The organism is Cellvibrio sp. (assembly GCF_053579595.1).
The window spans coordinates 1-5,235 of the sequence record NZ_JBRFPI010000332.1; the positions used below are offsets into that span (position 1 = coordinate 1).

The following is a 5,235-nucleotide window of genomic DNA, read 5'->3' on the forward strand; positions in this document are numbered from 1 at the left end:
CAAACAAACCAAACAAAGTTAAAAGTGCAGCGATAGCGTTCACTGCCAGTAATAAAATCATAAAGCCTGCAATTGCTAACATACAGGCAAAGGCTACCGCCTGCGCTGTGGTCAGTTTACCTTTGGGCAGTGGACGCATATAAGTGCGCGCCATCTGCGCATCAATTTTTTGATCGAGTACATGATTAAATGCCGCGGCAGCAGCAGACACTAGCGCGATGCCCAGGCTGGCCAATACAACCAAGAGCATGTCCGGTGGTGCGGGCGTCGCCAGCATCATGCCTACCCATGCGGTGAGCACCAATAGCGCCACCACCTTGGGTTTGGTGAGTTGATAATAAGCGCGGCAGTAACCGGCAATATCGGTGCGCACCAATACCGGTACCAGGGAATTTTTTATTGTCGCCATCACAATCTCCCAATTTCTATTTAATGCAGTTACTCAATGCCGCTACACCGTGTGTTATCTATCAATTACGAAATGATTTTTCTGCACACTTTTTATTTCCGATAACGGCTCTCTTACTATTCGCCGCAGATAAATCTGCCGCACAAAAACCACCGTCAGCATCAGCAAATTGGCCGCCACCAAATTGTGTGCAACCGCATTTAACAGCGGTAGTTGCGCAACAATATTGATCAACCCCAGTGTTAATTGCAGTAAGAGTAATCCACCAATGCTGGCCGCTATGACGCGTATAGTTTTAGTCACTGCCCTGCGCCAACATAAAAAGGCAAAGCTGCCCAATAGCAGCAAAGTCACCACCGCCCCCATCCGATGCAAAACATGGATGCTCATCCGCGCTTCGTAGGGCAGCACACCATATTCATAAGTGTCATGCCCGAGCGGCAAACTAAATGCAGATTGCAGTGAAAAACGCTCGCTCCAGCCAGCCTCACATACAGGTAATTGATAACAGACTGCAGCCGCATAATTACTCGAGGTCCAGCCACCCAATGCAATTTGCAGCACCAGCACCAGGGCAGCTACATAGCCCAAGGGTAGCAGTGACTGCAATCCAGGTTCTTGATAGTTTTTTGAATCAAACCCAAATGAATGTGTTTTCATCATTTTTATTTTCCAGGCGATTTCCACTCGCAACAACACCAACAGTGTGAAGAGTGCAAAACCACCCAGCAAATGGGCCAGAACAACTAATGGCAATAAATTCAAGGTGACTGTCCACATACCCAAAGCCGCTTGAACAATTACCAGCAGCAAAATAATTCCACTCAGTATCCGGAATTTTTTGAGCCACAGACTGACAATCGCAATCGCCAATACACACAAACCTAATAATCCGGCGATATAGCGATGCAGCATTTCATTGTGTGCTTTATGCGGTTCTATTTTCGCATCGGGAAATTTTGCTTGCGCCTCGGCGACATGGACATCATGAAGCGGTGCAGTCAATTTTCCGTAACAGCCTGGCCAATCCGGGCAGCCAAGCCCTGCATCGGTCAATCGTGTGTAAGCGCCCAATGCGATTACCATCAGGGTTAACACAAGCGTGACATTCACCAGCGCAGCAAAACGGTTCATGCACCACTCCTGTCGTAATTGATCAAGCGCAATAAATCTGTGCGAATATCGCGGGCGAGATCGCACATATGCTCGGGATTACCATCAACGGGATAACGTAGTAATACCAAACCACGCTGGTTAACAATTACTATTTGGTTCTGCAATTCAGCCGCTGTACCTTGTTCAGGCTGCCAAGCAATGGCCGGAAATTGTTTTAATTGCGCGGGTTTTTGTGTCGCCATCACCAAGGTTTTTATTTTTAATTGTTTGCGCCCCATACCTGCGTAAAGTTGTTGCAGTGTAAAAAGCGCTTGCTCACACTCCTGGTCGCACGTGGCAGCCTGTACATAAACCAAATGCCAGTGCACTCTTGCATTGGCAAATTTATCCTGTACGGAATTGTCCGGTGCCGAATGAGTGACATCGGGCAATAATTGAATTTCATGCTGTAAAAATTGGCCTTTATTATTGCCGCCCTGGCTAAACCAGCCCATGGACAAGCTGAGCTGTGCCGCAATCAGCGGCATCGCTGCGCAGGCGATAAACAATATAAAGAATTTGCGGCTGTTCATAATTCAATTCCCTGTGGACGTTTGCGGGCGCTTGCCAGCAAGGAGATAACGATCACCGCAATGGCCAATAAAAACCACTGCAATGCATAAGCCTTGTGCCGCTCCGGTGGCAAAATCACCGGTTGATAATGAATTAAAAAGGGAGAATTTTTTTCCTGATATGTAAGCCCCTGCACCAGCGTGCGATTGAGCTGCAAAGAGAGAGATTCAATATTAACTTGTTGGATGCGCATCGGCCATACACCTTTATTTTCAATATTGGTGCCCAATAAAACTCCCGTAATACGAGTGCGAAATATTCCTTGCACGCGCAATTCAGGAGGGATGTCCACTGCCGGCAAAAAATCACGCTGCGTCGGCGCAGCAACCCAACCCAAGTTGACCAATAGCGCAACTGAATCTACCGATGCTGAATCGTCCTCAACGGCAATAAGAACATCATAACCAATACGGCCATTCACCATTTTGTTATCCACTAGCCACACCATGGGTGCTAACCAACGACCTATAAAATCCATTTGTACTCCATCGCGGACAGTTGTATTTATTGTCGTCAAGCGCGCAATATCTACAGCACCCTGCTGCTGCCAATTGGCAATGCGTGCGAGGGTTTGCGTTTTTTCTGCGGCGCGCTGCCATTGCCAAAACGACAGGCCCAACAACAGCGCCAGCACCAATAGATTAATCAACACCCATGGCCAGCGAACTACCCAATAGCGATTGAACGCTATAATGGTCATACACTCATCACTCCTATAGAGGTGTTTCCATGTGGATCAAAATAATTCTGGTAACGCTATTAGCAATTGTCGTATTCAGTTTATTTCAGGCATTGATTGTGATGCTGAAAAACGATGAGGCAGCGCCCAAGATGTCCAAATTTTTGGGGCGACGCTTGATCTTCTCTGCCGCCGTTATTTTATTACTGATCATCTTGTTACTGACCGGCGTTATTACACCCCATCCACGCCCCTATTGATTCAGGATACTTACGACAACTTTTACAACACATACACAAACACAAACAGGTTTAACCAAACCACATCGACAAAATGCCAATACCAAGCCGCTGCCTGAAAGCCAAAATGGCGCTCAGGGGTAAAGTGGCCTTTGATTAAAATACGCAGGAAAATGACTGTTAAAAAAATCGCCCCGAGGGTGACATGCAAACCGTGAAAACCGGTAAGTAAAAAGAAAGTGTTTCCGTAAACACCCGAGTCAAGGCGCAACCCCAACTCCTGATAAGAGTGAACATATTCATGGCCTTGCAAAAATAAAAAGCACACGCCCAGGATTATAGTTAACAACAGGAAAAATCCTAACTGGGCGTATTTACGCTGCTCTATACCTATGTGCGCAAATTGCAAAGTGACCGATGAGGCCAACAAAATAAGTGTGTTATAGAGAGGAATTCCCTCCCAGGGCATGGCCGCCGTTTCTAATCCGCCCGGAGTTTTAGTCAAAGGCCAAATAGATTCAAAATTTGGCCAAAGCACCTCAGCAGTCATCACATTATTGCTGGCTCCATCCAACCAGGGCACAGCAATCATGCGCGCATAAAAGAGCGCGCCAAAAAACGCCATGAAAAACATAATCTCGGAAAAAATAAACCAACTCATTCCCTGACGAAAAGAGCGATCCATTTGCTGGCTGTAAAGCCCATCCATAGACTCATCAATAATATTGCTGAACCAACCGAACAACATATAAAACAACAAGGCAAAACCAACAATAATAAATAGCCAGCCAAAACCATGCTGATCTTTGGCGAGCGCATTAATCCAGATTGCAGCACGATAACCGAGCAAAAAAAGCGCTATTGCCCCTAAAATTGGCCAACTACTTTGATGGGGGACATAATATTTTTGATAAACAGTACCCATGGTAATTCCTCCACTAGCACAGATGAACAGTCTACTAACGAAGCCTATCGCCCAACTGTTTGCGGCGTATTGTTATACAAACGATAAGACAAAGTGATAGTCGTAAAATGACTCGGCAAATCCGGGTCTATATAAAATTGCACGGGCATGGCTTTAGCCTGATGCGCATCCAGCGGTTGCTCTACAAAACAAAAACATTCTATTTTTTTAAAGTAGCGTGCAGCCTCGCCCGGTGATACTGACGGCACTGCTCTGCCAATCGTTGCTGCGCCGCTCAGGTTTTCCACCAAAAAATTAACGATCTTTACCTGCCCGGGATGCACACTGATACTGGTAATTTCCGGTGCAAAACTCCAGGGAATACCGGCGTCGCGGTTCGCTAAAAATTCCACCGAAATGTCACGGCTTACATCGATGCGGCGCGATGCGGGCGCAGCCGCATTTTCCGTTTTGCCATTAATGCCCGTGTAGCGACAAAACACATCGTACAAAGGCACCAACGCAAAACCAAAACCAAACATGGCAATACAAATCAACACTAATTTGCGTACCAATAACCTGTGCGACACCATGTTTTACTCCGCCACACTTACAAAAATCGTTAACTACTTACTTCACGTTAGGTGGTGTTTGAAAGGTGTGGTAAGGCGCGGGAGATGGAATCTCCCACTCCAAACCATGCGCACCTTCCCATACTTGCGTACTTGCTTTTTCGCCTTTGCGCCGCATACAGCGCACCACACACCACACAAAAATTAATTGCGACAAACCAAACAAGGCGCCACCGCTACTGATAAAGGCATTCATGTCGGCGAACTGCAATGCGTAATCCGGAATACGGCGCGGCATACCCGCTAGCCCAACAAAGTGCATCGGGAAAAACAACATGTTCACTGAAATTAATGACCACCAGAAATGCCATTGCCCCAAGCGCTCGCCGTACATCACGCCCGTCCATTTGGGAATCCAAAAATAAACTCCCGAGATAATGCCAAAAAGCGCTCCGGTCACTAACACATAATGAAAATGCGCGACGACAAAATAGGTATCCTGATATTGAAAATCAGCAGGAATAATGGCGAGCATTAATCCCGATAAACCACCAATGGTGAAGAGCACAATAAATGCAACAGCAAACATCATCGGTGTTTCAAAAGTCATGGCGCCACGCCACATTGTCGCCACCCAATTAAATACTTTTACTCCTGTGGGAACGACGATCAACATAGTGGTCTACATAAAAAACAATTCGGCA

General features: G+C 46.5%; 7 protein-coding genes and 1 pseudogene. 1 reads left to right on the forward strand and 7 read right to left on the reverse strand.

The features are described 5' to 3' along the window. The 4 genes from ACWA6V_RS16945 to ACWA6V_RS16960 form a co-directional block, all read right to left on the reverse strand. Positions 1-409: UbiA family prenyltransferase (locus tag ACWA6V_RS16945; protein ID WP_449523598.1), on the reverse strand; the 409-nt coding region annotated here is incomplete at its 3' end. Between the two features lie 54 nt (positions 410-463). Further along, positions 464-1,543, reverse strand: coding sequence for a COX15/CtaA family protein (locus ACWA6V_RS16950; RefSeq protein WP_449523599.1), 1,080 nt, complete (start codon positions 1,541-1,543; stop codon positions 464-466). Beyond that, entirely contained in the window at positions 1,540-2,097 is a 558-nt protein-coding gene (locus tag ACWA6V_RS16955; protein ID WP_449523600.1) for a hypothetical protein, read from the reverse strand. Before ACWA6V_RS16955 ends, ACWA6V_RS16950 begins: the two co-directional genes overlap by 4 nt. Next, positions 2,094-2,837 (reverse strand): SURF1 family protein, encoded by a 744-nt coding sequence (locus ACWA6V_RS16960; protein ID WP_449523601.1) that lies wholly within the window; start codon positions 2,835-2,837, stop codon positions 2,094-2,096. Before ACWA6V_RS16960 ends, ACWA6V_RS16955 begins: the two co-directional genes overlap by 4 nt. A gap of 29 nt (positions 2,838-2,866) precedes the next feature. Between ACWA6V_RS16960 and ACWA6V_RS16965 the strand changes: the two genes are divergently transcribed. After that, positions 2,867-3,076 carry a DUF2909 domain-containing protein gene (locus tag ACWA6V_RS16965; RefSeq protein WP_449523602.1) on the forward strand — a complete coding sequence of 70 codons (210 nt, stop codon included), beginning with the start codon at positions 2,867-2,869 and terminating at the stop codon, positions 3,074-3,076. A 22-nt stretch (positions 3,077-3,098) separates the two neighbouring features. On the opposite strand, the gene ACWA6V_RS16970 is transcribed toward ACWA6V_RS16965, so the two are convergent. The 3 genes and pseudogenes from ACWA6V_RS16970 to ACWA6V_RS16980 form a co-directional block, all read right to left on the reverse strand. Next, positions 3,099-3,980: a cytochrome c oxidase subunit 3 gene (locus ACWA6V_RS16970; RefSeq protein ID WP_449523603.1), complete on the reverse strand. Its 882-nt coding sequence runs from the start codon at positions 3,978-3,980 to the stop codon at positions 3,099-3,101. Positions 3,981-4,024: 44 nt separating this feature from the next. Continuing rightward, positions 4,025-4,552 (reverse strand): cytochrome c oxidase assembly protein, encoded by a 528-nt coding sequence (locus ACWA6V_RS16975; protein ID WP_449523604.1) that lies wholly within the window; start codon positions 4,550-4,552, stop codon positions 4,025-4,027. Positions 4,553-4,589: 37 nt separating this feature from the next. Next, a pseudogene (locus ACWA6V_RS16980) lies at positions 4,590-5,235 on the reverse strand (cbb3-type cytochrome c oxidase subunit I); the annotation flags it as partial.

Bases quoted from the DNA above. Each gene is read 5' to 3' on its own strand.
- ACWA6V_RS16950 (WP_449523599.1), bottom strand. From the start codon at position 1,543: ATGAACCGTTTTGCTGCGCTGGTGAATGTCACGCTTGTGTTAACCCTG.
- ACWA6V_RS16955 (WP_449523600.1), bottom strand. From the start codon at position 2,097: ATGAACAGCCGCAAATTCTTTATATTGTTTATCGCCTGCGCAGCGATG.
- ACWA6V_RS16960 (WP_449523601.1), bottom strand. From the start codon at position 2,837: ATGACCATTATAGCGTTCAATCGCTATTGGGTAGTTCGCTGGCCATGG.
- ACWA6V_RS16965 (WP_449523602.1), top strand. From the start codon at position 2,867: ATGTGGATCAAAATAATTCTGGTAACGCTATTAGCAATTGTCGTATTC.
- ACWA6V_RS16970 (WP_449523603.1), bottom strand. From the start codon at position 3,980: ATGGGTACTGTTTATCAAAAATATTATGTCCCCCATCAAAGTAGTTGG.
- ACWA6V_RS16975 (WP_449523604.1), bottom strand. From the start codon at position 4,552: ATGGTGTCGCACAGGTTATTGGTACGCAAATTAGTGTTGATTTGTATT.